26 protein-coding genes are annotated in these 26,653 nt (G+C 46.3%); 16 read left to right on the top strand and 10 right to left on the bottom strand.

From position 1 onward, the window contains the following. Positions 1 to 103 precede the first annotated feature (103 nt). The 7 genes from PV783_RS03360 to PV783_RS03330 all read left to right on the top strand — a co-directional run bounded on the left by PV783_RS03360 (position 104) and on the right by PV783_RS03330 (position 6,664). The gene (locus PV783_RS03360; protein WP_420987103.1) at positions 104 to 1,306 is read left to right on the top strand and encodes an aspartyl protease family protein; all 1,203 of its coding nucleotides are present in this window, start codon (positions 104 to 106) and stop codon (positions 1,304 to 1,306) included. A gap of 13 nt (positions 1,307 to 1,319) precedes the next feature. Further along, positions 1,320 to 2,237 (top strand): retropepsin-like aspartic protease, encoded by a 918-nt coding sequence (locus PV783_RS03355; RefSeq protein WP_079471522.1) that lies wholly within the window; start codon positions 1,320 to 1,322, stop codon positions 2,235 to 2,237. A gap of 69 nt (positions 2,238 to 2,306) precedes the next feature. Then, positions 2,307 to 3,545: a M16 family metallopeptidase gene (locus tag PV783_RS03350; protein ID WP_079471521.1), complete on the top strand. Its 1,239-nt coding sequence runs from the start codon at positions 2,307 to 2,309 to the stop codon at positions 3,543 to 3,545. Between the two features lie 43 nt (positions 3,546 to 3,588). Further along, complete coding sequence (locus PV783_RS03345; protein ID WP_420987102.1) at positions 3,589 to 4,869, top strand: M16 family metallopeptidase; 1,281 nt, start codon at positions 3,589 to 3,591, stop codon at positions 4,867 to 4,869. A gap of 115 nt (positions 4,870 to 4,984) precedes the next feature. Continuing rightward, a complete protein-coding gene (locus PV783_RS03340) occupies positions 4,985 to 5,791 on the top strand; it encodes a class I SAM-dependent methyltransferase (protein ID WP_420987100.1) in 807 nt (268 codons plus the stop codon). A 1-nt stretch (position 5,792) separates the two neighbouring features. Continuing rightward, positions 5,793 to 6,197, top strand: a complete 405-nt coding sequence (locus tag PV783_RS03335; protein WP_420987099.1) for a lysozyme inhibitor LprI family protein — start codon at positions 5,793 to 5,795, stop codon at positions 6,195 to 6,197. A gap of 65 nt (positions 6,198 to 6,262) precedes the next feature. Beyond that, positions 6,263 to 6,664: a lysozyme inhibitor LprI family protein gene (locus PV783_RS03330; RefSeq protein WP_111577196.1), complete on the top strand. Its 402-nt coding sequence runs from the start codon at positions 6,263 to 6,265 to the stop codon at positions 6,662 to 6,664. Between the two features lie 45 nt (positions 6,665 to 6,709). Here PV783_RS03330 and PV783_RS03325 read toward each other — a convergent pair whose 3' ends face one another. Both PV783_RS03325 and PV783_RS03320 read right to left on the bottom strand, forming a co-directional pair. After that, positions 6,710 to 7,849 (bottom strand): formimidoylglutamase, encoded by a 1,140-nt coding sequence (locus tag PV783_RS03325; RefSeq protein ID WP_079471516.1) that lies wholly within the window; start codon positions 7,847 to 7,849, stop codon positions 6,710 to 6,712. A gap of 119 nt (positions 7,850 to 7,968) precedes the next feature. Then, complete coding sequence (locus PV783_RS03320) at positions 7,969 to 8,217, bottom strand: hypothetical protein (RefSeq protein ID WP_079471515.1); 249 nt, start codon at positions 8,215 to 8,217, stop codon at positions 7,969 to 7,971. A gap of 366 nt (positions 8,218 to 8,583) precedes the next feature. On the opposite strand from PV783_RS03320, the gene PV783_RS03315 reads away from it, so the two are divergent. Beyond that, positions 8,584 to 9,678, top strand: a complete 1,095-nt coding sequence (locus PV783_RS03315; protein WP_420987098.1) for a glycosyltransferase — start codon at positions 8,584 to 8,586, stop codon at positions 9,676 to 9,678. 73 nt (positions 9,679 to 9,751) lie between these two features. Here the strand turns inward: PV783_RS03315 and PV783_RS03310 are convergent, their stop codons facing one another. Continuing rightward, positions 9,752 to 10,081, bottom strand: a complete 330-nt coding sequence (locus PV783_RS03310) for an arsenate reductase family protein (protein WP_420987097.1) — start codon at positions 10,079 to 10,081, stop codon at positions 9,752 to 9,754. Positions 10,082 to 10,180: 99 nt separating this feature from the next. Between PV783_RS03310 and polA the strand changes: the two genes are divergently transcribed. From polA to PV783_RS03295, 3 genes are all read left to right on the top strand, one after another. Then, positions 10,181 to 12,994, top strand: coding sequence for a DNA polymerase I (gene polA / locus PV783_RS03305; RefSeq protein WP_420987096.1), 2,814 nt, complete (start codon positions 10,181 to 10,183; stop codon positions 12,992 to 12,994). 149 nt (positions 12,995 to 13,143) lie between these two features. Then, complete coding sequence (locus PV783_RS03300) at positions 13,144 to 13,668, top strand: GNAT family N-acetyltransferase (RefSeq protein ID WP_079471511.1); 525 nt, start codon at positions 13,144 to 13,146, stop codon at positions 13,666 to 13,668. A 127-nt stretch (positions 13,669 to 13,795) separates the two neighbouring features. Further along, positions 13,796 to 14,941, top strand: a complete 1,146-nt coding sequence (locus PV783_RS03295; RefSeq protein ID WP_079471510.1) for an aminopeptidase C — start codon at positions 13,796 to 13,798, stop codon at positions 14,939 to 14,941. A gap of 205 nt (positions 14,942 to 15,146) precedes the next feature. Here PV783_RS03295 and PV783_RS03290 read toward each other — a convergent pair whose 3' ends face one another. After that, positions 15,147 to 15,515, bottom strand: coding sequence for a hypothetical protein (locus tag PV783_RS03290; protein WP_420987095.1), 369 nt, complete (start codon positions 15,513 to 15,515; stop codon positions 15,147 to 15,149). Between the two features lie 4 nt (positions 15,516 to 15,519). Then, entirely contained in the window at positions 15,520 to 16,137 is a 618-nt protein-coding gene (locus PV783_RS03285) for an L-threonylcarbamoyladenylate synthase (protein WP_079471508.1), read from the bottom strand. A 75-nt stretch (positions 16,138 to 16,212) separates the two neighbouring features. Here PV783_RS03285 and mtgA point away from each other — a divergent pair, with 75 nt between their 5' ends. After that, positions 16,213 to 16,929, top strand: coding sequence for a monofunctional biosynthetic peptidoglycan transglycosylase (gene mtgA, locus PV783_RS03280; RefSeq protein ID WP_079471507.1), 717 nt, complete (start codon positions 16,213 to 16,215; stop codon positions 16,927 to 16,929). On the opposite strand, the gene PV783_RS03275 is transcribed toward mtgA, so the two are convergent. The 4 genes from PV783_RS03275 to PV783_RS03260 form a co-directional block, all read right to left on the bottom strand. Beyond that, positions 16,930 to 17,454, bottom strand: coding sequence for an AAA family ATPase (locus PV783_RS03275; protein ID WP_420987094.1), 525 nt, complete (start codon positions 17,452 to 17,454; stop codon positions 16,930 to 16,932). Beyond that, positions 17,451 to 18,074: a nicotinamide riboside transporter PnuC gene (pnuC, locus tag PV783_RS03270; RefSeq protein WP_079471786.1), complete on the bottom strand. Its 624-nt coding sequence runs from the start codon at positions 18,072 to 18,074 to the stop codon at positions 17,451 to 17,453. Before pnuC ends, PV783_RS03275 begins: the two co-directional genes overlap by 4 nt. Before the next feature lie 70 nt (positions 18,075 to 18,144). Further along, a complete protein-coding gene (locus tag PV783_RS03265) occupies positions 18,145 to 19,842 on the bottom strand; it encodes a PNGase F N-terminal domain-containing protein (RefSeq protein ID WP_420987093.1) in 1,698 nt (565 codons plus the stop codon). Between the two features lie 113 nt (positions 19,843 to 19,955). Then, positions 19,956 to 20,552, bottom strand: a complete 597-nt coding sequence (locus tag PV783_RS03260; RefSeq protein WP_079471504.1) for a NifU family protein — start codon at positions 20,550 to 20,552, stop codon at positions 19,956 to 19,958. A gap of 154 nt (positions 20,553 to 20,706) precedes the next feature. Between PV783_RS03260 and PV783_RS03255 the strand changes: the two genes are divergently transcribed. The 4 genes from PV783_RS03255 (at position 20,707) to PV783_RS03240 (ending at position 25,273) form a co-directional block, all read left to right on the top strand. Next, a complete protein-coding gene (locus PV783_RS03255) occupies positions 20,707 to 21,222 on the top strand; it encodes a ferritin (RefSeq protein ID WP_336387655.1) in 516 nt (171 codons plus the stop codon). 48 nt (positions 21,223 to 21,270) lie between these two features. Continuing rightward, entirely contained in the window at positions 21,271 to 21,723 is a 453-nt protein-coding gene (locus PV783_RS03250) for a methylglyoxal synthase (protein WP_079471502.1), read from the top strand. Positions 21,724 to 21,772: 49 nt separating this feature from the next. Next, positions 21,773 to 23,641, top strand: coding sequence for a mechanosensitive ion channel family protein (locus PV783_RS03245; protein WP_420987092.1), 1,869 nt, complete (start codon positions 21,773 to 21,775; stop codon positions 23,639 to 23,641). Between the two features lie 90 nt (positions 23,642 to 23,731). Beyond that, on the top strand, positions 23,732 to 25,273 hold the full coding sequence (locus PV783_RS03240; RefSeq protein WP_420987091.1) for a family 10 glycosylhydrolase: 1,542 nt from the start codon (positions 23,732 to 23,734) through the stop codon (positions 25,271 to 25,273). Between the two features lie 18 nt (positions 25,274 to 25,291). Here the strand turns inward: PV783_RS03240 and PV783_RS03235 are convergent, their stop codons facing one another. After that, complete coding sequence (locus tag PV783_RS03235; RefSeq protein ID WP_420987090.1) at positions 25,292 to 26,371, bottom strand: hypothetical protein; 1,080 nt, start codon at positions 26,369 to 26,371, stop codon at positions 25,292 to 25,294. Between the last annotated feature and the right edge of the window lie 282 nt (positions 26,372 to 26,653).

The raw sequence follows: 26,653 nt of genomic DNA, 5'->3' as shown, positions 1-26,653 counted from the left end.
TGTAATAAAAATATTTTATACGAACACTATTTAATGTTAAATTTATAGCAATACACATCCCCTGCATCAACCAAGTATGCTTAGACCAATTCTGTTACACGTTATGCTGCTTCTGGCAGCCGCCGGTATATCGATGAGCACCCAAGCCGGAAATGCCACGTTCGACAACGATAGTACACGCGAAGCTATGCTGCTTACGCGCTTCCACTTCAAGCAATACTATGGGGGAGTTGTAGTGATCCAGGCATTGGTCAGCAATTATCCTGATACCCTTCAGTTCATCCTCGATACAGGCAGTGCAGGCATTTCACTGGATACTTCTACCTGCGTGCGACTGGGAATAAGCATGGAACCATCAGACCGGATCATTAAAGGTCTTGGCAGCTCCAAGCCGGTATCTTTTGCGCGGCGTCACTCCCTGAAACTCCCGGGGTTAAAGGTTGACAGTCTCGACTTTCACATCAACGACTATGAGCTGATCAGCCAGGTGTATGGCATCCAGGTAGATGGCATCATTGGCTATAGCTTGCTGAGCCGGTATATTGTGACAATAGATTACGATACCGAAGAAATTATTATTTACTCCAAAGGAAAATATACTTATCCCAAAGGTGGTCAACTATTGCGACCATCCCTTACACAGATTCCGCTGATATCTGCACCCCTGAAGAACTCTGTGCGCACCATCACCAACCGCTATTATTTCGATACCGGCGCCGGTATGTGCCTGTTGCTGTCGTCCCAGTTTGTAAACGACAGCAGCGTATTACAGGGCAAAAGACGCCGCACCAAAAAGATCATACAAACCGAAGCCCAGGGCCTCGGAGGGAAGATGACCATGTCACTCACCACCGTCAATGAATTCCGCATCGGCAACTACAGTTTCCGGAATGTGCCCACTTATGTGTTCGATGATAAAAGCAACGTTACCGCTTATCCTTTTCTTGGCGGAATGATAGGGAACGATTTGCTCCGCCGTTTCAACATCACACTCAACTACGGCAAAAAGGAAATATACATGCTGCCCAACACGCATTTCCGTGATATGTTCGACTATTCCTACACAGGTCTGATCATCTACCTGATCGATGGAAGGGTTGAAGTAACCGATATTATCAAAGGATCGCCGGCAGAAAAAGCAGGCTTCAAAACAGGCGATATTATCATGGGCATCAACAATAACCTGGGCCCAAACCTCCAGCTGTTCCGCGAATTACTGAAAAACATAGGCACCAGGGCCACCTGCCTGGTAAGCCGGGATAAAGAACTCCTCATTAAAAAATTGCCAATAAAAAGTATTCTTTGACGTTATTTGTGTCATGTGGCGCTTTTTATTGACAGTAACCATCGTATTCAGCTATGCCCTAATGCCTGCCCATGCCCAGCGCAGAGGCTCATCAGCAGCAGCAACGGATAACAGCAAACCAGTAGCCGTCATTCCCTTCCAACTGGTAAACCGGCAGGTGATTATCCCTGTTGCGGTTTCCGGCAGTTCAGATACCCTTCATTTTATTTTTGACAGCGGGGCAGAAGTAACCGTGATGAACATCGCCACAGCCGCCAAACTACAGCTGAGAAACGCCGGGAATGCCTTCTTAACCGGTACCAACAATGCAATGGCCAAAACGGAACTGGCTACCCTGAATGCCCTCTATCTCAAAGAACTCCGGTTGCCTTATGTGAAAGTATACCTGGAAAACCTCAGCAACCTGGGGCCGGTAGACGGGATCATAGGAATCGCTTTGCTAAAGCTTTACATCGTAAAAATTGATTACCGTTCCAAACAGCTCGTACTGTATAAGTCCGGGAAAACGCCCGTTGGCAATACCGGCCGGCTGCTGCATTTTCAGCTGAATTTCAGCACACCGGTGATTGATGCCTCCATCCAGCTGCCCGATGGCCGCCGGTTACCCGGCCACTATCACATCACCACCGGCGGCGACTATGGCATCCTTTTTAACTGGCCCTACGTGGATAAATACAAACTCAATACCCTGCTCCCCACCATCAATACAGACCGCGTACAGGATATGCTGAAGGTATTGTACTACATCAATAGTTCGGTGCCCTCACTGGAAATGGGCGGCCGCAGCATCCCCAACGTGCCGGTAAGCTACAGCAAGGATATCGACGACCTCGGCGTATTCACAGAAGTAGCCGGCTCCATTGGTTATGATATCTGGAAAGACTACACGCTTACCATTAATTACGATAAGAAGGAACTGTACCTCGAGTAGCTTTTTGTTGCTTTGAGCTGAAAGCTTACCGTAATTCCCTATTTTTACCATATTGACCAATAAAAAGATATGATCCATTATAATAAGTTTACGCTGGCAAACGGACTGAGGGTAATTGTTCACGAAGACCATACTACGCCAATGGCGGTAATAAATGTACTGTATGATGTAGGAGCGAGAGATGAGAATCCGGCTCAAACCGGCTTTGCCCACCTGTTTGAACACCTGATGTTTGGCGGATCCATCAATATTCCCTCTTACGATGAACCATTACAAATGGCTGGTGGCGAAAATAACGCGTACACCACCAGTGATCTGACCAACTACTACATTCAGCTTCCGGCAGAAAATATTGAAACCGGTTTCTGGCTGGAAAGTGACCGCATGCTCTCCCTGGCCTTTGATGAAAAAAGCCTGGATGTGCAACGCAAAGTAGTATCAGAAGAATTTAAAGAACATTACATCAATAAACCTTACGGAGATGTATGGCATAAAATGCGCGAGCTGTCGTACACTACCCATCCTTATCGCTGGATGACCATCGGTAAAGAATTATCACATATTGAAAATGCTAAACTGGAAGATGTAAAAGCATTTTTCTTTAAGTATTACCGGCCCATAAATGCCATTCTTTCCGTAGGCGGTAACGTTACGGTAGACCAGGTGAAAGCGCTCGCAGAAAAATGGTTCGGCGACATTCCTTCCGGCGAAAAATATTATCGCAACCTGCCGGTTGAACCCGCCCAAACGGCCGCGCATAAACTGGAAGTAAAAGCCAATGTCCCCCTGGATGCATTATATAAATGCTATCACATGTACGCCCGTACGGACAAGCGTTATTACGCGGCCGACCTGATCTCCGACATCCTCGGCGGAGGCAGCTCCTCCCGCCTGAACCAGGTACTGGTAAAAGAAAAAAAACTATTCAGCAATATTGAGTGTTATCATTTTGGCAGTCTCGATGCCGGCCTGCTAACCATAGAAGGCAAACTGGTAAAAGGCGTAAAGATGAAAGATGCAGAAAAAGCCATTCAACAGGAACTGGAAAAACTGCAACAGGAAGTCATTTCAGAAAGAGAACTGCAAAAAGTAAAAAACCGCGTGGAAAGTTTGCTGGCTTTTGAAGACATGAGCCTGCTCAACCGCGCCAATAACCTGGCTTTTTATGAACTGCTGGGCGACGCTGCTCTGATGAACCGCGAATTTGAAAATTACGAAGTAGTAACCGCAGCAGAAATACATGAGGAAGCGAAACTCCTTTTTGATGAGAAGAATTCAAATACCATTTACTATTACGCTGCCAACTAAAGCAGTGACTTGTTTTCGGCCCTCACCCTTTAAATAAGACACGATGAACAGAACTATTGCCCCTCCCATTAAAGATGCGGTGGATTTCGATATAAAACTGAAGCCATATGAACAGTTCACCCTGGACAATGGCATCCCGGTATATGTAATGAAATCTGACGAACAGGAAACATTACAGCTGGAGCTGGTATTTCCTGCAGGCAGCTGGTATGAAAGCGAAAGCCTGGAAGCCACAGCCACCAACTTTCTCATGAAAAATGGTACCAGCAAACATACGTCGCAGCAAATCAACGAAAACGTAGATTATCACGGCGCTTACCTGAACCGTAATGCGTACCATGAAAACGCCACCTATACGCTTCACTGCCTCACCAAGCATACGGAAGTACTCCTCCCGGTGCTGCAGGAAGTGATCCTGGACCCAATATTCCCGGAAGAGGAACTGAACCTGTACAAGCAGAACCAGAAACAAAAACTGGCAGTAAACCTCCTTAAATGCGATTTTGTAGGGAACCGTTTTATTGATAAATACCTGTTCGGGGAATTCCATCCATATGGCCGCGTAAGCTCCATGATGGCATATGACGCCCTACAATCCGAAGGATTGCAGGCGTTTTATAAGAAGCACTATACTTACAACAACTGTAAGATCTTTGTAGCCGGCAACCTGCCTGCCAACATGATCCCGCTGCTGAATCAATATTTTGGTACCACCAAATGGAACGGAGATACACACCTGGTTAAACTCGATTTGCCCATACAACCGGCGGAAGAAAAAAAGTTCAGGATCTTCAATGATGAAAATGGCGTACAGGGCGCAGTACGCGTGGCCCGTCATTTCCCAAACCGTTACCATCCCGATTTTCCGAAGATGCTGGTGTTAAACACCATTTTTGGCGGCTACTTTGGCTCCCGCCTGATGAGTAACATCCGGGAAGAAAAAGGTTATACCTACGGCATCTATTCACAGTTGTATAACTTCCGTCAAACCAGTGCGCTGAACATCCAAACGGAGGCCGGCCGCGATGTTTGCGAAGCCACCATCGATGAAATTTACAAGGAGCTGCTACGCCTGCAGAATGAACCTGTTCCGAAAGAAGAACTGGACCTGGTTCGTAACTACATGATCGGCTCCATCCTGGGCGACCTTGACGGCGCTTTCCAGCTAATCCAGCGCTGGAAAAACCTCATCCTGAACGACCTGGATGAAAACTACTTCTACAATAACATCAAAACTATCAAAACCATTACCGCTGAAGAATTGCAGCAGCTGGCGAAACAATATTTCACGCCAGGCGATTTTTATGAACTGGTAGTGATTTAAAAAGATATATGCCGACAAAAAAATAAAAGGTTTCCATTAACGGAAACCTTTTATTTTTGGATAACCTGTATTATCCCCATCCACTGGAAATCAAAGTACCTTAAACACTGTACTCATGGAACCATTACCTGATTATCTTTCAACAAATAAAGAGCTATGGAATAAGCGTACAGGCGTTCACGTACGGTCTGATTTTTACGACCTTCCCGGCTTTCTTGATGGCAAAAATTCCCTGAAAGAAATAGAATTACAGTTACTTGAAACGGTACAGGATAAGCAGATCCTTCACCTGCAATGCCATTTCGGGCAGGATACCCTGTCTCTTGCCAGGATGGGCGCCACTGTAACAGGAGTGGACCTTTCCGATGCTGCCATTACGCTGGCAAATGAGCTGGCCATTCAATCCGGGCTTGAGAAAAAAGCCCGCTTCGTTTGCTGCGACCTCTATAGCGCGCCCAATCACCTGGAGGGCGTTTTTGATACGGTATTCACCTCTTACGGAACTATTGGCTGGCTACCGGACCTTGATAAATGGGCAGCCGTAGTGAATCATTTTCTGAAACCGGGCGGATCATTCGTGATGGCAGATTTTCATCCCGTTATATGGATGTTTGATGACAACATTAAAGAAATCATCTACAGCTATTTTAACACCCAAACCATTGTGGAAGAAACAACCGGAACCTACACCGATGGCGGCAGCGATATCCGGCATACTTCCTATTCCTGGAATCATCCGCTGAGTGAGATCGTTTCTTCATTAACCGCGCAGGGATTGCAGCTCCGGGTATTCCAGGAGTTTGATTATTCTCCCTATAACTGTTTTAGTAACACCGTTGAAAAAGATGGCCGTTTTTATATCCGGGGAATGGAAGGAAAACTGCCAATGGTATACGCTTTTAAATTCTTCAAACCTTTATAACATGAAATCTCTTGTTCTATTTCTTTTACTGGTTACAGGCAGCATGGCCGCCTTTTCACAGTCGCAGTCAGAATTAAATAAACAGGCCGGTCAGGAATATAAAGAGGCCGACAAAAAGCTGAATGATATCTACCAGCTGATCCTGAAAGATTATGCTGCCAACAAAGCATTCATTAAAAACCTGAAAGATGCGCAGCGGATCTGGATACAATTCCGTGATGCACAGGTACAGGCGATGTATCCTGCTGCCGCTAAAAGCTATGGCAGTGCATTTCCCATGTGCCGGGCCGGTTACCTCACCGAACTTACAAATCAGCGTGCCGAAGCCCTGCGGGTTTGGCTGAACGGACTACCACAGGGAGATGTGTGTACCGGCTCTATCGGCGATAAACTGGGCAACCAATAAGAAGGACTACTGATATTAGTATTTTATTAAATATATTTTGTATATTTGATGATCACACAGTCCCTATGCGAAACCTGATCATCCTTCTTGCGTTATTCCTGTGTTCGAAAGCGTATTCACAATCACAACATACAGCGCTGGACACACTTGAAATCCGCTACCAGCAGTGCCTTGGCAATAGCCACAATATGTATAGCTGCGCAGTTACCTATTATAAACAGCTGGACAGTTTACTGAATACCACTCTCCGCTATCTCTATTCCAGCCTGAATACCGGGCGGCAGCAAAAGCTGCAGGAAGAACAGCTGGCATGGGAAACAAAGAAAGAAGAATATTTCAAGAAGATAGATGAGCGGGTGGAGAAGATGCATAAACGCACGATGGAAGGATTGGATGATGAAATGATTTCCACCGATAATAAGGCTGCTTTCATCAAAGAGCGGTTAACTACCCTTCTCAATATTTGATATTGTCTCCGTACAATGATGTTCATTGTACGGAGACAATAACGATTAAAGTCTTTCCTGGTGACGCAGCCAGCGCTCTGGCATTTCATTGTTGCTGGCCATCAGGTAATCGTTATACGCACACGGCACAAATTCGCGGTCGGGGAGCTGCATCCACCAGCGGCCTGTTTTCTTGCTCTTCAGGAAAACGGTTTCTATATCGGAGAAGGCTATATGAAATTCCCAGAAAGCATCGCGGTCGTCCAGCAGGGCTTCTTTATTTTTCACAGCGCGTCCATCCATAAAGTACCACATCATCTGCGAAATTTGCCGGGCGGTCAGGTGTTCTTTGTCTTTTTCAGGGCGGTAGCCGTAAATACCAAAAGAGGAGAGGCGGCTGCTCATACCGGCGTACCTGGCCAGGGAGCAGGCTTCTTCACCACTGAAGCCATTGGGCGAAAGCTGGTTGGCCGGCGCATCGGTGTGCCGGATAATATTGATATCAAGACTGAATAAATCTGAGTGGCGCAATACCGGTTCTGCTTCTTCCATATTTTCACGGATGCGGCCAAGGCGGTAGCAGTCGAAGCGAAGCTTATCCAATGTTTCTAACATCCGCGGATGTACGAAATAACTCTGGAAACCGATATGATTGTAATGACGCAGGTAGTTGGGTTGCTCAGTGAGGATGTCCATTAAAAAGCGTTCGCTGCGTATACTGGAGTCTTCTTTCAGGTCGATCAGCGCATCGGCAACAGTGGCTTCAATAATTAATTGCTGCGACGCATAGGCTTTATATTGCGGGTAGGTAAGATCGTGCGAACCGCCCAGGATGATCACGGTTTTATTAGCGGCTAATAATTCTGCAACAACTGTTTTCATAGCAGCATATGCATCGGCCAGAAATGCACCTGGCAGCAGGTTGCCAACATCCGCGAGTTTGATATCGCGGTGCCAGTTGTACAAGCGGAAAAATTCGCGGCGAATAGCATCAGGACCGTGTGTATCCGTTTTGCCGGATTCACTGCCTCTTTCTTCTCCTACACCCAGCAAAATAATATCTGCTGCGTCTATATCCGGATGGTGATCATCTTCGTATGCGTCAATTACACCGCCCACCTGGAATGGATCGTATTCCTGGTCATCGTTTAAAAATGCCTTTGAAACAGGATGTAGGAAATCCTGCAGATGCGAAAAATCTGCCATCAGTAAATTGCGTTTATTTGATGGCAAACGTACAACAAGAATTTAAAAAAAAGCAAAACCAGGCAGATAAGGGCAGCGGGTCAAAGCTACTATAACGGGAATTTGTAGAGGTAAGGCTACTAGTTCTTGTGAATAATAAATTCGAAAGGCTTATGCGACTTACGTGAAATTGCTTTTTCCAGCACGGTTCGTTTGCTGGTAATCCGACTCTTGTTACAATCCATAACTTCCATAACTGCACAGAGATAATCCATCGTCTCAATCAACGAAAGCATTTCGCTGATTTGTCTCACCGCAGATTGGATCTGCTGTTCCGTGTACCTATCTTCATGTAGCAGGATTAATAAATCTCTATCTACAGGTTTCATGAATAAAAAATTTGACTGTTCCCCGAAATATTGTTTGGCCAGGTATCAAAGGATAGTTCAAAAAGATAAGGCAAAAATTGTTTAGTTGTCAGTCGTTGTCAAAGTCGTCGTTGCTATCAAACAGATCGTCTTATTTAGTGCATTCTTTTTTTATTCATGGTAGGACAACCGCAATCGTTTTTCTTAAAAACTTTACACCCTTCCATCATCAGGCATCCACAAAGAAAAATGACTACGATCCATTTTATACTTTTCATACTACTAATTATATACTGGCTATTTTTGAATACCTTCCTTAAGTGTTTACCTTTTCTTAACAATGCCCTTTTGTAATTTAAGCTAAATTCGTAAAAAATATTAAAATATTTGTCCACAATTATTGCGTCCCGAAAAATTTTAATCGTTCCCCTGGATTGGGGCCTTGGACACGCCACCCGGGATATTCCGCTCATCCGTGAAATGCTAAACGCAGGTTGCCAGGTTTTTATTGCAGCGGAAGGCAAACACGCAGCCCTGTTACAGCAGGAATTCCCGCAACTGACCATACTTCCATTGCCTGGCTACCGCATTCAATATGCGCAAAAAGGGCAGTTTTTCGGACTGAAAATCATCCAGCAAATACCCAAGATTTTCCGTGCCGTAAACTATGAACAGAGATGGTTAAAGAAGATAGTCGCTGAGTATCAAATCAATGCAGTTATTTCAGACAACCGCTTTGGCTTATATCATAAAAATATTCCCACTGTTTTCATTACCCACCAGCTCCTTATTAAAACGCCTTTCGGCGGTTGGATAGAGCGGACCCTGCAAAAAATAAATTATCGTTTTATTAACAAATACAGCGCCTGCTGGATTCCCGATTTCACCGGCAGCAACAATCTCTCCGGCGAACTGGCGCATCCCGGCCAATTACCTGCCCATACCACCTATATCGGTTGCCTGAGCAGGTTTGAGCCCAAACCCGGCGTGGAAAAAAAGTACGATCTGCTGGTGCTTATCTCCGGACCGGAGCCACAGCGCTCCAACCTGGAAAAACTGATCCTGGACCAGGTTAAATCCTTGTCCATCACCGCACTGATCGTCAGCGGAAAGCCCGGCACGCCGCAACACGAACAGGTAGCCCCGGGCGTTACACAAATTAATCACCTCAACGCCAGCGAATTAAACGAAGCCATGCTGGCGTCAGATATGGTATTGAGCCGCTCCGGGTATACCACCCTGATGGATCTGGCCAAACTGAATAAAAAAGCAATCCTTATCCCTACACCCGGACAATCAGAGCAGGTATACCTGGGCGAATACCTGATGGAGAAAGGGTACTTCTATTCCCTTCCACAGGAACGCTTTCATCTGAAAACTGCGCTGGACGAAGCATCCCGCTTCCCGTTCCGGTCTTTTCACCATGAACAGGATATGAACCAGTACAAACAGGTAGTACAACAGTTTGTACAGTCACTCTGAGCTTATTTAAAAAAAGGGGATGTCTGAAAAACTCAGACATCCCCTTTTAGTTCCATATCCTTAAAAAAGACTGCTAAATATTTTTCACGTCCGCACCGGTATAAATCTTTCCACCCGTAATAGCCACCGGGCGCTTCAGAAATGAATACTCCTGTAATATCAGGCTACGGTAATCATCTTCCGTTAACGTTTTTTCATGTAATCCCATTGGCCGGTACTGCTGCGATCTGCGGCTGAATAAAGATTCATAGCTGCCGGAAAGTGCCTTCATTTCATCCAGCTGCTCCGGCGTGATTTTGTCTTTCTTAATATCCTGCAAAACAAATCCACGCTCCTTTGCCTTCGTTTCTTCCAGAATTTTCTTACAGGTTCCGCAGGTCGACAAATGATAAATTTTATTCATTCTTTTTTGTTTTTTTTTATTTGTAAAGTTACATCCTCACCGTATATGGTAGTACTATCTTAATTTTGCAGATTCAAATTAAATCTTGTAGGTTTAGCAATGGAAAAGAAATTATTTTTACTGGACGCCATGGCACTGATTTACAGGGCTTATTACGCCCTTATCAGGAATCCCCGCATCACCAGTGCGGGTCGAAATACCAATGCGCAGTTTGGTTTCACCACTACTTTACTGGACCTCATCAATAAAGAAAAGCCTACTCATATAGCCGTTGCGTTTGACACGCACGCGCCTACCGAGCGTCATACCACTTATACTGATTATAAAGCCAATCGTGAAGATGCACCGGAGGATCTGCTGGATGCATTACCGGATATCAAACGGATCATTGAAGGTTTCAATATCCCTGTAGTAGAACTGGATGGCTATGAAGCGGATGATGTAATCGGTACGCTGGCATGGCAGGCCGCTGATGCAGGCTACACCGTTTATATGGTAACCCCGGATAAAGACTACGGACAACTGGTTCGTGATAATATATTTATCTACAAGCCACCATACATGGGCAACAAGGAGGAAATCATGGGGCCAAAGGAAGTGTGTGAAAAGTGGCAGATTAAAGATGTACACCAGGTAATTGATATCCTCGGCCTCATGGGTGATGCAGTGGATAATATCCCCGGTATTGCCGGCATCGGCGAAAAAACGGCGATGAAACTACTGGCACAATATCATACCCTCGAAAATGTGCTGGATAACGCCGATACCATTGGTGGTAAAATGGGAGAGAAGATCAAAGCGGGTCGTGAAAATGCCCTGCTGTCCAAAGAACTGGCTACTATCATCACAGATGTACCGGTTACCTTCCATGAAGAAGATTTTTGTATCAAAGATTGTGATAAAGGAAAGCTCACCGACATTTTTATGGAGCTGGAATTTAAAACTCTTGGTAAAAGAATACTGGGAGATGGTTTTGCCGGTAGCGCCAGTGTGGAAGCTAAAGCGCGGGTAGTGCAAACAGATCTCTTTGGCACCGTTGTTACAGAAGAAGTAACCGTAACCACCGAAACAGTGGAAACCGGCAACATCCTGCTGGCAGACAAAAATATTCACAATACCCCTCATGAATACGAGGTAATTGATACGCTGGAAAAAAGAACCGCCCTGTTGCAGCAGTTGCTGCAGCAGTCTGAGGTATCTTTTGATACAGAAACAACCGGCACCGATGCCAACGATGCGGAGATTGTAGGCATGAGTTTTTCCTTCAAAAAAGGCGCCGCCTACTACATTCCCATGCCGGCAGATAACACTGCTGCACGCGCCATCATTCATGAATTTACACCGCTGTTCCAGCACCCGTCCATTATACTCATCGGTCAGAATATCAAGTATGATATGCTGATCCTGAAATGGTACGGTATGGAAATTACCACCGCCCTGTTTGATACCATGCTGGCGCATTACCTGATTGAGCCGGAAGGCCGCAGGAGCATGGATGTGCTGAGCGCCCAATACCTCCAGTATGAACCTGTTTCCATAGAATCCCTGATCGGTAAAAAAGGAAAGGGACAAGGCAGCATGCGGGATGTGGAGATAGAAAAGATCAAGGAATATGCTGCGGAAGATGCCGACATCACATTGCAGCTGAAAGAAAAATTTGCGCCGATGCTGCCTGAAAAGGCCGTGGACAAAGTATTCTACGATATTGAAAACCCGCTGGTGAAAGTACTAGCCGACATGGAGTACGAAGGCATTGCCCTCGATACAATGGCACTGGCCGACTATTCAAAAGAGCTGGAAATAGAAATTAAACGGGCGGAAGAAAGCGTATACGAACAGGCAGGCGTACGTTTCAAACTGGCCTCGCCAAAGCAACTGGGAGAAGTGCTGTTTGAAAAATTACAGCTGGACCCCAAAGCAAAGAAAACACGTACCGGCCAGTATGCTACCGGTGAAGATGTGCTGCAAAAGCTTTCCAACAAGCATAAAATAGTAGAGGATATCCTCATTTTCAGGGAACTGAGCAAACTGAAATCTACCTACGTAGATTCGTTGCCGTTATTGCTGAATAAACGCACCAACCGCATACACACATCCTATAACCAGGCAGTGGCGGTAACCGGTCGTTTAAGTTCCAATAACCCCAACCTTCAGAACATTCCTATCCGTACAGACAGGGGCCGCGAAATAAGGAAAGCCTTTATTCCGCGCAATGAGGAGTTTGTGTTATTATCGGCCGATTATTCGCAGATTGAGTTGCGCATTATCGCCGCCATCAGTGAAGACAAAGAAATGATGGCCGCCTTTCAGCAGGGAATAGATATCCACGCGGCTACTGCGGCAAAGGTGTATAACGTACCCCTGGAAGAGGTTACCTCCGATATGCGCCGCAATTCAAAAAGCGTAAACTTTGGAATCATCTATGGCGTAAGCGCCTTTGGTTTGTCGGAGAACCTGGGTATTCCCCGCAGTGAAGCCAAAATGCTGATTGATAACTATTTCGCCCAGTATCCATCTATCAAAAAATATATGGATGACCAGATAAAATTTGCGTCAGAAAAGGGTTATGTTCAAACCCTGCTGGGACGTAAACGCTGGTTAAAAGACATTAACTCATCTAATGCGGTAGTACGTGGCTTTGCCGAAAGGAACGCCATTAACATGCCTATCCAGGGTACTGCGGCAGATATGATCAAACTGGCAATGATTGCTATACATAAAGCGTTCAAAGAACGAAACCTCAAGTCCCGCATGCTGTTGCAGGTACATGATGAATTGGTTTTTGATGCGCATCGTTCTGAACTGGAAATTATTAAACCCCTTATATTAGATCTTATGCGTAATGCCTTGCCGTTGTCTGTTCCCGTTGAAGCGGAAATGGGTACCGGTAATAACTGGCTGGAGGCGCATTAAAATTTTGGCTGTGGCAATTGGCTTTTAGCAGGTAACATCTGATCCGCGGGAATATTTTCCCCGGCAGGGTTGTTAAATGCTAAAAGCTAATGAATTAAATGCTAAAAGCTGCTATTGTATTTCCCAAAACAGTTTACTAGTTTTCAAACATGATCCAAACACCTCGACTACAATTGTTGCCGTGCTCACTGGAGCATTTCGAATTGCTATTACAGGGCAACGATCACCTGGCCGACCTGCTTGGCATTTCTATCCCGGAAGGTTGGACAGAGTATCCCGAAATGGTACTGGTGGCATATGATAAGTTACGCAACGACCCCGCCATGCTTGGCTGGTTCTTTTACCTGGTAATTCACCGCGCCGACAAGCGCTTAATTGGCGCCGGCGGCTTCAAAGGCAAGCCCAATGAAGACGGGCTCGTGGAAATGGGCTATGAAATAACAGCCGCCTACCGGGAAAAAGGGCTGGGCACCGAAATGGCCGAAGGGCTTATCCGCTTTGCCTTCGGACATTCTTACGTTCACCGGGTGATTGCCCACACCGAAGAAGAGTATAACGCCTCCGTTAAAATATTACAAAAAGCGGGGATGCGATTTGTAGGTACATTTAAAAATAAAGAAGGAGAAGATCTCTGGGAATGGGAAATTACCCGTAATCATTACCAGGAGAAATAACTGTAATTCACGTGAACAATCATTAAAAGAAGCTGTAGCAAGCCCCGTTCATCCATCTTTTCGTCCGTCAAATACCCGCTTTCCCTTATTTTTGGTCCTTGTTTTTAAACCAATCATTGATATACTCATGAAGAAATGGATAATGTGTGCAGCCATGCTTTACAGCATAGGCGCGTATGCACAAAACAGTACCAACGTAGAGGGAAGCCGCTATCAGTTTACCGTTTTAAAGAACCTGGATGCAGGAGATGTACAGAACCAGGGACGCACCGGCACCTGCTGGTCTTTTTCCGGCCTGTCTTTCTTTGAATCAGAAATACTCCGTACCGGTAAAAATAAAGGACTGAACCTCAGTGAAATGTACGTGGTACGCAAAATGTATCCGTTGAAAGCCGCTAACTATGTACGTATGCATGGAAAAGCCAACTTTGGCGAAGGTGGCGGTTTCCCGGATGACCTGCTCTGCCTCCGTGAATACGGCCTGGTTCCACAGGGTGCATATGATGGCAATAAAGGTAAAATGTACAACCATGCTGAAATGGAAAGCCTCCTGGAAGGTATGGTGAATAAAATAGGTAATGCGCAGGGCACTATCAACCCCGACTGGGCAAAAGCTTTTGATGGTGTGCTCAATGCCTATATGGGCGACGCTCCGGAAAAATTCCAGTATAACGGTAAAACATATACGCCACAGACCTTTGCAAAAGAACTGGGCCTGAACGCCGATGATTACGTACTGATTTCTTCCTTCACCCACCACCCGTACAATTCACAGTTTGTACTGGAAGTTCCGGATAACTGGAACTGGGAAAAAGTATATAACGTAAACCTGAATGACTTTACCAACATCGCTGAAAATGCTATCCTGAATGGTTACTCCATTGCATGGGCTGCTGATGTAAGCGAAAAAGGATTCAATTTCAAAGACGGGCTGGCCATTGTTCCTGAAAAAGACTGGGCCGATATGTCTGCTGAAGAAAGAAGAAATGCTTTCCTGGAACCAGGCAAAGAAAAAACAATCACACCTGAGGTACGCCAGCAGGCTTTCGATAACTTCGAAACACAGGATGATCACGGTATGCACATCGTAGGATTGGTGAAAGATCAGAACGGTAACAAATACTTCCGCGTGAAAAACTCCTGGGGCACCGACAATCCGGGTCAGGGATATTTCTACGCTTCTGAGCCTTACTTCGCGTATAAAACCACCTGCTACATGGTAAACAAAAAAGCGTTACCGGCAGATATCGCAAAGAAACTGGGTATTAAATAGTTTTTTTAAAGAGATAGGAAAGAGGATTTGCCTGCGGGTAAATCCTCTTTTTTTATGGGGTTCTTTTAACCATCAGATTGGGTGTTTAATGCACTTTCTCTCACAGTTAATCATATTTATCTTTTTAAAATATATTTGCTTTGATCAACTAATTATCATTGACTTTGGCAAATATTATCTTCCAGAATAAATACAGTAAAAGAAATCAACGTTTTCCTTCCTGTTGCTGGGCATAAGAATAGCTTCCTAAACGGAACTTGAGAGGCACTCCTGTTTGTTTCTGCCAAACCCATTCTTTCTTACAAAAAAAACCAAAGTGCTGTTGGTAATAAGCATCGGCCGCAAGGCGGTAAACCGGTGCAGCTACAGGAACCGGAGCGGGGAATTTCCGGGCGGAAGAGGAAAGCAACGTCGCTGGCTTTAATGTGAAGCCAGCAGTATCAGACAGCATAAAAGGCAACGGCTTCACCGTTACCAACGACACCGGCGCTACCGGTTTCAACATAACCGTTTGCGCCCCGGCCATCACGCCGGGGAATAAACAAACCACACTTATCCACCACCGCTTTTGCATATGATCAGGATATTTCTTCAAAACTTCCAATGCCCTCGCGGATCAACACCGGCTCTGCACCGGTACAATCCACCACAGTAGAAAAACCCATACCGCCGGGACCACCGTCTATTACAATATCAACCTGGTTGCCAAACTTCTCATAAATGATCTCCGGGTCTGTGTATTCTTCCACGTAATCCTCTATCGGCAGCGTGGTACTCATAATAGGATTGCCAAGTTCTTTTACAATGGTGCGGCAAATATTATTGTCCGGCACCCTGATACCCACGGTATCCTTTTTCGTTTTTAATAACTTGGGCACCATCCTGCTGGCCGGCAAAATAAAGGTATACGGGCCTGGCAATGCCTTTTTCAACATACGGAAAACGGGCGTATCCACACTCTTCGCGTAGTCGGACAAATGACTCAGGTCGTAACAGATAAATGAGAAATTTGCTTTTTTCGGATCTATCTGTTTAATCCTCGCAATACGCTCTATGGCCTTATGTTGTGTAATATCGCAGCCCAAACCATAAACCGTATCGGTTGGATAAATAATAATTCCTCCGTCTTTTAAACATTCAATGATCGTTTTTAAATGACGGGGATTCGGGTTATCCGGGTGTACGTTTAATAGCATATATAAAGTTAACGATTGTGTTTCACTTTCAGGTTTTTAGCCTACCTTTCGTCCCGATTTTTCTAAACCTACGCGATGAATTTAAAAGGCATTGTTCCCAGAACGTGGAGGAGATTGAAGAGAGTAGTACTGGTTTTAATTGTTGCACAATTTTTATACATCCTCTTATTGAAATGGGTGAACCCGCCTATTACCATTACAGAAATCGGCAGCTGGTTCAGCCTTTGGGGAACAGATAAAAAACTACAGAAAACGTGGGTGAGCTACGATGAAATATCCCAACACGCCAAACTGGCTGTAATAGCCAGCGAGGACCAGCTTTTTACGGATCATAATGGCTTCGACTTTAAGTCCATCGAGAAAGCGATGAAGCATAACCAGCAAAGCAAAAAAATAAAGGGTGCGAGTACGATCAGTCAGCAGGTAGCTAAAAATGTTTTCCTCTGGCAGGGCCGCAGCTGGCTGCGCAAGGGGCTGGAAGTATACTTCACTTTCATGATTGAAAAAATATGGGGCAAGCAGCGTATCCTGGAAGTATACCTGAACGTGGCAGAAATGGGAGAGGGCGTGTTTGGAGTGGAAGCCGCGTCCCAGGCAAACTATCAAAAAAGCGCCGCCAGCCTGAACAGGGAGGAAGCCGCCATGATTGCCGCCTGTTTACCCAACCCGCTTAAATATACCATCAATCCGCCTGCGCGGATCACGGCTTACCGCCAGCGTAAAATACTGGTACAAATGCGTAACCTGGCGCCGGACCCCGATATCATGGAGTTGGTTACCGGCAGAAAGTAATCAGGGTCTGTTCAGCAACTCCTGCACCGCGGCTATCGCCAAGGCTTCGCGCTCTTCAAAACTGCCCCTGATATCTTTCCATGCAGCACCGGAATTAGCTACTATCTCCCGGTAAATATTATAAAAATAATGGCGCATTTCCGGATCGGGATATTCCCGCTGCGGATCTTCTTCCCACGGCAGATCAATATAGGTGAGCAGGTACAGATCACACTGCTGGCGGGCAATCTGCTGTAAGATACGCGGATCGCAGCGGCCGTATTTATGTTCGCTCCATACTTTAATCACATACAGATCAGTATCACAGATCAGCACGTTGTTAGCCTGCCGCGCCATATGTTGCTCCAGCGCTATCTGGCCGGCGGCAATTTCCAGCAGATCGGATTCTTCGTATGGCCGTTGGAGTTGGTCAATATACTCACGGGCATACTCCGGCGTCCATACCGTATTAAAATGCGCCGCCAGCTTTTCGCTGAGGGTGCTCTTCCCGGTAGATTCAGGCCCTATAACAACTACTTTCTTCATTTATGAGACATTTCTCTTTGCAGCACTTCTTTTCTCCAGCTAAGATATCCGAATATGGCAATGGTAAATAAAAAGACGGTTAACCCGGCAGTAAGATACAGATGCTTGTATAACAACAGCGGGATGGCTACAAGATTGGAAATATTAAGCAGTATCCAGTTTTCCAGTTTGCGCTTGGCCAGTAACCACATACCCGCGCAGGCCGTGGCAGATACAAAGGCATCCATCACCGGAACGTTGGAATCGGAAAAACGGCTTAACAGGAAATAGAAAATTCCCCAGCCGGCCAGTGCAATGAAGACCGCGGTAGTCAGCTCTTTACTGTTGCTGCGCATCACCGGCGTTGCCGGCTGCTCCGGGCCTTTTTTCGCCCAATAGATCCAGCCGTATACGCTCATTACGAGGTAATACGCATTCAGCGCGGCATCGGCATACAGCTTGAAATGTTCCCTCGACAGGAGATAGGTATAAATACCCGTGCTCACAATGCCGGTAGGATATACCAGTATGTTATTATTTTTTTGAAAGATGACCGATAAGACAGCAAAGAAAACGGCTACTGCTTCCAGCCAGGTCATCTGGTGAAGACCTTCTAATATGCCCTGGTATAAATCGTTCATAGTGCGAAAGTGGATAATTAATTCCGGATTATCACATCCGGGATGCAGCATCTGCTGCATCCCGGAAAAATTATTTCTTTTCTCCGATCAGTGTACCGGAAACATTCCAGAAACTCTGGCTGCTGCCTTCCGGCTTTCCTTGTGGAATAGCTACCTGTATGGTATGTTGCCCGGGGGTGATATCGGGTAGAGAAATGAATACCGGCGAGGTAAGCGTACCCGGGCACCAGTTGGAACGGCTCAGGTCAGAAGAAGAAAGCCCGTTGCCAAAGTTACCGGAAGCTGGGTTGGATAAACGATAGGTAGCGCAATCTGTGCGCCACGGAATAAAATGATACACCCGTTTTCCATCTACAAAAATTTCATTCTGCTTAGGATTAAACTCATCGCCCCCGCCCCAGCCACCGTGGCCGGTAGTCAGGAACCTTAACTGAATATTTTTAACTCCTTCCGGAATGGTAACGGTTACTTTCAGGGAGTCTTTGTCAAAGAGGGTAGCATACTCCTGCCCGGCCATTTCCATCAGGTTGGTGGTATTGAAAACCGGGTATATCCAGTTGGCAGCCGGACGGTTTTCGTCTTCCGGATCACCCGGATAATATTTAAGGCTAAGGCTTACCTTATGGCCGCCTTTATCGTAGTTGCCGATATATACGCCCAGCCACACATCGCCCTGGAGGCGGCCATGCAGCTCTGTGATGTCTTGCTTATAGATAACGGAATCCGCCCAGTTGTAACCGGCAATCTTAACCTGGTTGTTAAACTGCCGTACACCAAAAGGCGTAAAGAAGCGCAGCACTTCCAGTGCAGGCAAATAATTATCGGTGGCCACCATGCCCTGGTATTGCCTGCCGTTTTTAGCGGTGAATAACGGTAATGCCCCAACGCCCTTTTGCAAACCATCCAGGAAAGAGGTGGCTTTATCTGCCGGGATCATAAATACGGAGCCGGTTCTGTCGTACGCATCGCCGTTGGAGTATTGTGTGAGTTCCGCAAACAAAGTCTCGCCCTTCTTTACCGCCGGCAGGCTTACCTTTTTCAGGATCACGGTGCCTCCTGCAAAATGATAGGTTTGGTTCAATTGCCCGCCGGAGGGGTTAGGCGTGTTGTTGCCCCAGCTGATCTGTTCCTGGTTAAATACCGGCAGGGTAGTATAGCGGCTGTCTATTACCTGCCGTGTATATGCGGCATCGTTTACCAGCGCGCCGGTGTTGGACGGCCAGGCCAATTCGGCATCTGTAATTTTGCGCCAGGTAATTTTCTTTGCCACTGTTTCACTGTTGCCGTTGCGCACCGTTTTAAGCACCAGGCCCAGGCCGGGCGCGAGGGTAAGATTGGGCGTGCCTTTCAGCGGGAGATCGTTGGTATACCATACTTCAATGGTATTGGAACGGATAAAGAGCTTTGCTTTTTTACACGCATATCCGAGGATGGTGGCAGTATCCGGCAATAGCTCCGGGGTGGTATATTCAGAGAAGTTTTTTTTCAGCGTATATACTTCCCCGTTGGGAAGACTTAACACCTGCAGGGTAGCTTGTTCCTGGAAATCCAGGAACTGCTGTTCTTTTTGTTTGTTGCCGCCGGGAACGATGTGTGCCCGGTGATGGTCAATCATCAATTGCAGTTCGTTGCCGGGGATGGCTTTCCCGTTGCTGCTGAAGCCATAGGTAATAACGGCCGATGCGCTGTCCACATTCTTTTTCCTTTGCGCCTGTACCGGCTGCAGGGCGAGCGCCATGCCGGTAACGATCAGTAGTAATCTTCTCATTGTAGCTGTTTGCTTTGTGTTGTATAGGTGGAGCGGCTGGCATTTACGCTAAAAAAAAGCACAGCCATAAAGACTGTGCTTTCGTTTAACACTATCATTCACTCAACTATGGCTTATTCTGCTTCTGCCACAACTTCCTTCACTTCTGGGATCATGCGCTTCATCATGCCTTCAATACCGGCTTTCAGCGTGATCATGGAGGAGGGGCAGCCTGAGCAGGAACCTTGCAACATCAGTGTAACCGTACCATTTTCATAGTCTTTGAACTGAATGGCGCCGCCATCCATTTCAACCGCAGGTTTCACATAGTTTTCAAGTAATTCCTTAATTCGTTTTACCACATCTGTATCGTCTGCACTCACTTCATTGCTCGCAGTAGATTTGGTAATAACTACCTCATCTTCGTTGATAACAGGACGGGAGTCTTCCAGGTATTCTTTCAGGAAGGCCTTAACAGTAGGAATTATATCGTTCCAGTCAGTTTCGCTGGTTTTTGTAAGCGTAATAAAGTTAGCCATAATAAATACGCCCCTGATGAAAGGGAAGCTAAACAGCTCTATGGCTAGAGGAGACGGTTTGGCACTGGCTTCATCCGGGAAATCAATGCTCTTGCCTGGGTACAGAAGCTTGTTTGCCACAAACTTCATCGTTTCCGGGTTTGGCGTCATCTCCGTATATATGCTGATGATTGGATTTCCTGTTTTAATCATTTTATCCTAATTTACTTATGCAAAGGTAGCATTTTTCAGGCAGATTTCCGGGACGCATCTGAATGTAGTCTATCGAAATTTACAATCCCGGTATAGTTCCCGGTGATATCCCCGTCACACCTCGATCTTCTTCATATTATACAAATTTTTCATTATGTTATTGAAAGAACTCTCTCCCAAAATTTATGACGCACTGAACCAACAGGTGGAAATGGAAGCAGCCTCCTCCCAATATTATCTTGCAATGGCCTCCTGGGCCGAGGTGCAGGGGTATAATGGCGTAGCCCAGTTCCTGTACCGGCATTCCGATGAGGAAAGGGCCCACATGCTGAAGCTGCTGAAGTTTATCAATGAAAGAGGCGGTCATGGCCTGGTTCCGGCACTGAAGCAGCCTACCGTGAAATTCAAAAGCATACATGCCATTTTTGAGCAAGTATTTAGTCATGAGCTGCTGGTTTCCAAAGAAATCAACAACCTCGTGGATATGTGCCTGAGCGAAAAGGACTATGCCACCCACAATTTCCTGCAATGGTATGTAACCGAACAAATTGAAGAAGAACGCCTGGCCCGGCATATCCTCGATAAATTAAAACTGATAGGAGAGGACAAGGGCGGTCTTTACATTTTTGACCGGGACCTGGCCGTTCTGGACAGCAACGACAAACACTAAACATTAGATTTAATTATTGCGCGTCACTTATTACTTTTGTGATCATATATGCAAACATCAAAAGTTTTAAAAGCCCGCAAAAGAATTGCCCTTATTGCTCACGACCATAAAAAGGCAGAGTTAATTGAATGGGCCATCTATAATAAAACAGTACTGAGCCGGCATGAACTATATGCAACCGGAACAACCGGGCTGCTGATAGAGCAGGCGCTGGATGTATCTGTAAGAAAACTCCTGAGTGGCCCCCTGGGCGGCGATCAGCAAATTGGCGCCCTGGTGGCCACCGGAGAACTTGATGTGATCATTTTCTTCTGGGACCCCATGGAAGCGTTGCCTCATGACCCGGATATCAAAGCCCTGCTGCGTTTAGGCGTGGTGTGGAATATTCCGATGGCCAGCAACCGTGCGTCTGCCGACTTCCTCCTTACATCCCCCCTGATGCACCAGGAGTACGAAGCCAGTCTGCCGGATTACAGCCAGTATACAAAAAGGAAGATATAGCCGCCTGCTGCTTCCCGAATTTTCCGTACTTTAAACAAAAGCTTCGGGAATGAAAATTGTTTTTACCCTCTACTTTACTACCATTCTGGCTGGTTGGGCTTTGCTATGCAATGCGCAAAACGATAGCAGCAAAGCTACCCGCGACTCCCTCACCGACTCACAACTGATCCTGACCACCCGCCTGCTCCGGGAAAGCGATTCCCTCCAGAAAGCAGATAACGAACAGAAAAAACAACTGCAGCAACAACTGCTGCTGATCACCAACGACAACGATAACCGCAAAAAAGAACTGCAACAGAAGCTCTCTGCTTTTGAACAGGCCGATTCACTGAAAAAGGCAGCCGCGCGACAGCGCATCATCCAGCTGAAAGCCACTAACAAAGGCATTCCGGTTGTTCCCTTCCACCGCGACACCCTCTTCTATATTTATAATAAGCTGGGACCACTGCATCCCAGCGACCGGGCTGCGAACATTGACCACAAACTGGCACAGCTGGCCGATGATCCTTTCTTTGTGCCTGATTCCATTAAGGTTATACCAAACGAAAACAATATAGACGTTACCTATAATGAACTGGTGCTGCTAAGCGTAACGGACGACGACGCCCTCTGGCTGGACCACGATAAAGCAGAGGTAGCGCAACAATATGCTGCCGCTGTACGCAAAGCAATACTACAGGAAAAGGAAGACAGCAGCCTGCAGAATGTCCTCATCAGGATAGGCTGGCTACTGCTTATCATCGTTGTTTTTTCCGCTATTGTATACGGCATCAACCGCTTGTTCAAACGCCTGCGCAAAAGGATTGTCCGGGAAAAAGACCGCTACTTTAAAGGCGTAAAAGTAAAAGACTATGCACTGCTGAACCAGCAAAAGCAGATAGGTATTGTTTTTAACATATTGCGCGTAGTACGGATCGTAGCTATCCTTCTCGTCTTTTATATCACGCTTCCCTTTGTATTCAGCATCTTTCCCTGGACAAAAGGGATCGCCGATAAGCTGATCAACTGGACATTATCTCCCATAAAATCCATCCTGCTAAGCTTCTTACACTATCTTCCCAAATTACTCACGATCATCGTGATCTACTTTGTAACGCGGTACCTCGTAAAACTCGTGAATTACCTCGCCGAAGAAGTGGCCGCCGGCAACCTCTCCATCAAAGGCTTTTATGCCGATTGGGCAAGGCCCACCGGAAGCGGCATCAAGTTCCTGCTGTATGCTTTTATGTTCGTGGTAATATTTCCTTACTTACCCGGATCGGATTCAAAAATATTCCAGGGCGTTTCAGTTTTCCTCGGCATCCTGTTTTCATTAGGCTCTTCTTCCGCCATTTCCAATGTGATAGCGGGTTTTGTAATTACGTATATGCGTCCGTTTAAGATCGGTGACCGGGTGAAAATCGGGGAAATTACGGGAGATGTAATAGAAAAGAACCTGCTGGTAACCAGGCTGCGCACGATTAAGAACGAAGAAATTACGGTACCCAACGCCAGTATATTAAGTGGCCATACCATTAACTTCACCACGTCCAGTAAAGACCTCGGCCTCATCTTACATACTACTGTTACTATCGGCTATGAAGTGCCCTGGAAAAAAGTACATGAAATGCTGATCAAAGCAGCTATAGATACGGAAGGTGTTATGAAAGACAAACCTCCTTTTGTTTTACAAACCAGCCTGGATGATTTTGCCATCGCTTACGAAATCAATGTGTACACCGATCATTCCCATAAAATGGCGGTCATCTACTCCGATCTCCACAGGCATATCATCGACGAGTTTAATGCTGCGGGTATTGAAATTATGTCGCCGCATTTCATTGCCCACCGCGATGGAAATATGACCACGGTACCAACAGAATATTTACCCGAAAATTACCAGGCGCCTGCCACAAAGTTGAAGATGGAGAAGGATTAGTTTCCCCTATCTTCATAAGAATCACATATTTGTATCGGATCAGCCTTGCTTTTTGCTATTTTCGCATCTTACGGTTAAAAAGTCAGGCTGATGTTGAAGCAATTTATAGCAGGCGCAATACTATTGATTATTGGAATGCAGCAGGCATGGGCGCAATTGCCCCCCAAACGCGAACTGAGAGCGGTATGGATCGCCACTGTAGAAAATATTGACTGGCCATCGCGGCGCGGGTTAAGTACAGAACAGCAAAAACAGGAGTTCATTGCTATACTCGACCAGCAACAGCGAAATGGTATGAATGCAGTAGTGGTACAGGTGCGCCCGGCTACCGATGCCTTTTATCCTTCTCCTTATGAACCCTGGTCCGAATACCTCACCGGTGTACAGGGGCAGGCGCCAAATCCTTACTATGATCCGTTACAGTTCATGGTGGAAGAAACACATAAACGCGGCATGGAATTTCACGCCTGGTTTAACCCGTACAGAGCCGTATTTAATACAAGCCGCAGCAGCGTGGCCGCCAATCACATCACCCGCCTGAAACCACAATGGTTCGTTACCTACGACAATAAAAAATATTTTGATCCGGGCATTCCGGAGGTGCGGGAATATGTAACGATGGTTATCCGCGATGTGGTGAAACGCTACGATATTGACGCTGTGCATTTCGATGATTATTTTTATCCTTACCGCGTTCCCGGAAAGGAGTTCCCGGATAACAGCTCCTACCGCCTGTATGGCAATAATATGATGAAAGACGACTGGCGCCGCTCCAATACAGACGCCATCATAAAAATGCTGAGCGTTGCCATCAAATCAGAAAAACCCTGGGTTAAATTTGGTGTCAGTCCTTTTGGCGTTTGGCGTAATAAGGACAAAGACCAGGAAGGGTCTTATACCAAAGGCGGTCAAACCAACTACGACGACCTGTTTGCCGATATCCTGAAATGGCTGAAAAACGGCTGGATCGACTATGTAGCGCCGCAAATCTATTGGGAGCGCGGACACCGGCTGGCCGACTACGAAATATTACTGAACTGGTGGAGCCAGCATGGCTATGGCCGCCAGGTGTATATTGGTCACGGCGTATACCGGATTGGCAGCAATGCTGCGTGGAAAAACCCGAATGAATTACCGGCGCAAATAGAAGAGGCCAGAACGCTGAACACTATCCAGGGCAGTATTTTTTACAGTGCTGCCTCTTTCCGCGGCAACCCGCTGGGCATTGAAGATGCGTTGCGTACCCGCGTTTATAAATACCCGGCGCTGCGGCCAATCATGTCGTGGCTGCCAAAGGAAACACCAGAGGCGCCTTACTTTATTGATGCATTTGAACGGCCAGGCGGATTGGAAATACACTGGGCGGATGACGATACCAGCGGCCATACCAAACAATATGTACTGTACCGGTTTGAGCAAAATGAAGCAATTAACGTCAGCGACCCTACGAAAATTATCAGCATTCTGTCGCAGTCTTCCGATCCCGAATTTAAGGACCTCACTTATGTGAAAGGAAAGCTGTATACCTATATAGTAACGGCACTCGACAGGTTGCAGAATGAAAGTCATATCAGCGAACCGCTGCGTATGCGGCAGGTAAATGGTAAAGTACAATTCCTCTTTGAGCCATAGCTGCGGGGAACAGGCGCATTAAAAAATCAGTGCGCCTGTTTCCATATCTATCGCGGTAGCCTCTGCAGGAAGTTTTAGTTCCGGGAAGGCATCTGTATGCTGCAGGGCAGTAGTGGATCCAAGCAAACCACCGGCAACCCCTCCAATTAAAGCCCCGCCAATGATGGCTGTTTGTCTTCTTTCATATGCCGACAGGTAAGACGTGATCACATAACCATGACCGCTCCTGGATAATCCTATCAGCGATTTGTTGGTGTACTTGAATACCGCTCCGTTTTTTACCACGCCCCATAACGCGGGAATAATTGTTTTCTGACCGTCGCCGGGAATCACATACACCTTCACTTTGCCGGCTTTTCCCTTTGTTTCAAATTGCAGGATATCCGGCTTATTTTCCAGGAAACTGGCAAAAGACAGGTACACGCCGTCGTTCATCAGCGGAGCTTTCAGCGCCGGCTGCTCCCGTTTTTTTGCATAAACATCTGTGATCGCCGCGTAGGAAAGCCCAGGCTGGGTGTCGGCCAACACGGCATCTATAGTGTCTATACCTGCGGTATAAAATTCCTTAAAGGCATTTGAGATATTGTTCCGGTGTTGGTGGGTTACATCAAAGCCGTTGTTCAAATGCACTATATCCATGACTTTCAGCAGTTTGTAAGTATCCTCCCCGGTTTGTACATAGGCGGTTGCCTTTACGCGGACGTAGGCTTTTTCACCCATCATCTGGGTACGTTCTCCAATGCGCAGGTCCTCCACCACCCATATCAGCCGGGGTTTACCAGGAGTAAATACGCCTCCGAAGGTGTTATTCACATATTCCTGCAGGTATTGGCCCATTTCCTTATCGGGGATGGCTTCCGCCTTATTATTGAAAAGCCCGGTTTGCAGAAACCCGATGCGGCTGGTATCCCATACTGCATTGACGATGGTGATCCCGGATACTTTAGCCTGCAGGCTATCTGTAAAGGGAGAGGCTTTACCCAGGCTTACTTTTTTTTGTGAGATGGTAGCCGGTGCTTCGGCGGCGTCCTGTGCGCGGGCCGGCAGCAGAAACCCGGCAGACACTAAAAACGCACTTATGAATAGCTTCTGGAGCATAAAATTGGTATAGGCGTTCATGTTGGTAAAGGGTATCATTCAAATATAATACAAGGTGGCTGAAAAAAGCACCCCGCATAAAAGTGTTATAATCAGGGTCGCCCTTAAACCTGTCAACCTGAGCCTTAAAACGGGGCCAATTTATCGTGAGGGAGCAGTCATTTTTTCAAAAATTCTAACAAATAACCTCCTCTTTTTGTATTTTTCTAAATTTTAACCGTCTGACAAAAGTTTATACAAAAAATACCGCATTCCTTTAGTATCTTTAAACCGTTCCCGAAT

This window comes from Chitinophaga sp. CC14 (assembly GCF_048957795.1).
Taxonomy (GTDB): Bacteria; Bacteroidota; Bacteroidia; order Chitinophagales; family Chitinophagaceae; genus Chitinophaga; species Chitinophaga ginsengisegetis.
Note: the sequence above shows the minus strand (reverse complement) of the source record. Positions and strands in the feature narration are given on the sequence as shown.

What these genes read in the sequence shown, in the direction of transcription:
- PV783_RS03250 (WP_079471502.1), top strand. Translation starts at nt 21,271, where the DNA reads ATGCAAACATCAAAAGTTTTAAAAGCCCGCAAAAGAATTGCCCTTATT.
- PV783_RS03355 (WP_079471522.1), top strand. Translation starts at nt 1,320, where the DNA reads ATGTGGCGCTTTTTATTGACAGTAACCATCGTATTCAGCTATGCCCTA.
- PV783_RS03360 (WP_420987103.1), top strand. Translation starts at nt 104, where the DNA reads ATGCTGCTTCTGGCAGCCGCCGGTATATCGATGAGCACCCAAGCCGGA.
- pnuC (WP_079471786.1), bottom strand. Translation starts at nt 18,074, where the DNA reads ATGAACGATTTATACCAGGGCATATTAGAAGGTCTTCACCAGATGACC.
- PV783_RS03345 (WP_420987102.1), top strand. Translation starts at nt 3,589, where the DNA reads ATGAACAGAACTATTGCCCCTCCCATTAAAGATGCGGTGGATTTCGAT.
- PV783_RS03290 (WP_420987095.1), bottom strand. Translation starts at nt 15,515, where the DNA reads ATGCAAAAGCGGTGGTGGATAAGTGTGGTTTGTTTATTCCCCGGCGTG.
- PV783_RS03285 (WP_079471508.1), bottom strand. Translation starts at nt 16,137, where the DNA reads ATGCTATTAAACGTACACCCGGATAACCCGAATCCCCGTCATTTAAAA.
- PV783_RS03265 (WP_420987093.1), bottom strand. Translation starts at nt 19,842, where the DNA reads ATGAGAAGATTACTACTGATCGTTACCGGCATGGCGCTCGCCCTGCAG.
- PV783_RS03295 (WP_079471510.1), top strand. Translation starts at nt 13,796, where the DNA reads ATGAAGAAATGGATAATGTGTGCAGCCATGCTTTACAGCATAGGCGCG.
- mtgA (WP_079471507.1), top strand. Translation starts at nt 16,213, where the DNA reads ATGAATTTAAAAGGCATTGTTCCCAGAACGTGGAGGAGATTGAAGAGA.
- PV783_RS03340 (WP_420987100.1), top strand. Translation starts at nt 4,985, where the DNA reads ATGGAACCATTACCTGATTATCTTTCAACAAATAAAGAGCTATGGAAT.
- PV783_RS03275 (WP_420987094.1), bottom strand. Translation starts at nt 17,454, where the DNA reads ATGAAGAAAGTAGTTGTTATAGGGCCTGAATCTACCGGGAAGAGCACC.
- PV783_RS03235 (WP_420987090.1), bottom strand. Translation starts at nt 26,371, where the DNA reads ATGCTCCAGAAGCTATTCATAAGTGCGTTTTTAGTGTCTGCCGGGTTT.
- PV783_RS03350 (WP_079471521.1), top strand. Translation starts at nt 2,307, where the DNA reads ATGATCCATTATAATAAGTTTACGCTGGCAAACGGACTGAGGGTAATT.
- PV783_RS03330 (WP_111577196.1), top strand. Translation starts at nt 6,263, where the DNA reads ATGCGAAACCTGATCATCCTTCTTGCGTTATTCCTGTGTTCGAAAGCG.
- PV783_RS03320 (WP_079471515.1), bottom strand. Translation starts at nt 8,217, where the DNA reads ATGAAACCTGTAGATAGAGATTTATTAATCCTGCTACATGAAGATAGG.
- PV783_RS03255 (WP_336387655.1), top strand. Translation starts at nt 20,707, where the DNA reads ATGTTATTGAAAGAACTCTCTCCCAAAATTTATGACGCACTGAACCAA.
- PV783_RS03240 (WP_420987091.1), top strand. Translation starts at nt 23,732, where the DNA reads ATGTTGAAGCAATTTATAGCAGGCGCAATACTATTGATTATTGGAATG.
- PV783_RS03260 (WP_079471504.1), bottom strand. Translation starts at nt 20,552, where the DNA reads ATGATTAAAACAGGAAATCCAATCATCAGCATATATACGGAGATGACG.
- PV783_RS03245 (WP_420987092.1), top strand. Translation starts at nt 21,773, where the DNA reads ATGAAAATTGTTTTTACCCTCTACTTTACTACCATTCTGGCTGGTTGG.
- PV783_RS03335 (WP_420987099.1), top strand. Translation starts at nt 5,793, where the DNA reads ATGAAATCTCTTGTTCTATTTCTTTTACTGGTTACAGGCAGCATGGCC.
- polA (WP_420987096.1), top strand. Translation starts at nt 10,181, where the DNA reads ATGGAAAAGAAATTATTTTTACTGGACGCCATGGCACTGATTTACAGG.
- PV783_RS03300 (WP_079471511.1), top strand. Translation starts at nt 13,144, where the DNA reads ATGATCCAAACACCTCGACTACAATTGTTGCCGTGCTCACTGGAGCAT.
- PV783_RS03325 (WP_079471516.1), bottom strand. Translation starts at nt 7,849, where the DNA reads ATGGCAGATTTTTCGCATCTGCAGGATTTCCTACATCCTGTTTCAAAG.
- PV783_RS03310 (WP_420987097.1), bottom strand. Translation starts at nt 10,081, where the DNA reads ATGAATAAAATTTATCATTTGTCGACCTGCGGAACCTGTAAGAAAATT.